Here is a 1105-nt window from a genome sequence, read left to right as displayed (position 1 = left end):
TGCTGCTAATTTATACATTACTATTGTGAATATTAAAGTGATTAATATTGAAATTGCAACTTGTTGTATACCCACAACATTATTTGCTATTCTGGTGGGCATAATCGCATATGATGTAAATGGTATATATGAAAGAATAACTGAAAGGATATTATTCGGTTGACTTTGTGAGAAGAAACTAAAAAAGTATGGAAGAATCAAGAGTGTTGTCACACCACTAGTAGCTTGAGAAACATCTTCAATTCGGGAAACGAAAGAAGCTAGAATTGCAGCAAATAATATATAAATTAGCATTGTGAGTAAAGCTAAAATGATAACTGCAAAGATATAAGTATTTGTGATGTTCTGCAAAGATGACCAGTTAATTAGCTTTTCTTGATGGAATAGAGGTAACAATAATGATGCGATTCCATATAAAATTACATAGGCTAAAACTTGAAAGGCTATTAAATAAATTATGCCTAATAGTTTACCCTTAAAGTATGCTTTTGCTGGTATAGCTGACAAAATACTTTGTAAGATGTGCTGCCCTTTTTCCTTGCCAATCTCACTTCCTGTAATCGTAATGTAGCTAGTTAAAAAGAAAAATAGTAAAATCGTGACTGTTTGACTAATATTTTGAGCCGATTGTTTTTTTTCTTGGTTTTCTTGGAGTGCATTACTAGATGATTTAATGGTTACTGGTGATAATAAGTTATTTAAAGTTGCATTAGATATACTTAATTGACTTGCTTTTTTATTAATCTTAACCTGTGTTAAATTGTATTTAATTTCGTTTAGAACAGGTGTGTTTAACTCTTTATTTGATTTTAGAGAAACGTTTTTGAAGTCGTCATCTACTTTTAATATGGCATCAATAGTATTATCTGACATTAATGTTTTAGCAACGCTAATATTGTGTATATCTGAATTTTTATAATTAATAGGTGCTTGTTCTGAAAAGTTCCTTTCAATGTTAGTTGAAGCTATAATAGCAATAATCGGCTTACTTTCTGTAGATGATTTTGATTCTTTTTGAGAGTATTGCTGAAATGCGATCCCCACAATAGCTAGAAGTATCGGAAGTACAATCATCCAATAATAAGAGAATTTAGTAATTTTTTGA

The 1105-nt window shown here is 30.0% G+C and carries 1 protein-coding gene; it reads right to left on the bottom strand.

Features of this window, described 5'->3' with window-relative positions; translation table 11 throughout:
* Positions 1-1105: ABC transporter permease (locus tag FT12353_RS08445; RefSeq protein ID WP_203619400.1), on the bottom strand; the 1105-nt coding region annotated here is incomplete at both ends.

Source organism: Fructobacillus tropaeoli (assembly GCF_016860625.1).
GTDB lineage: Bacteria > Bacillota > Bacilli > Lactobacillales > Lactobacillaceae > Fructobacillus > Fructobacillus tropaeoli.
Note: the sequence above shows the minus strand (reverse complement) of the source record. Positions and strands in the feature narration are given on the sequence as shown.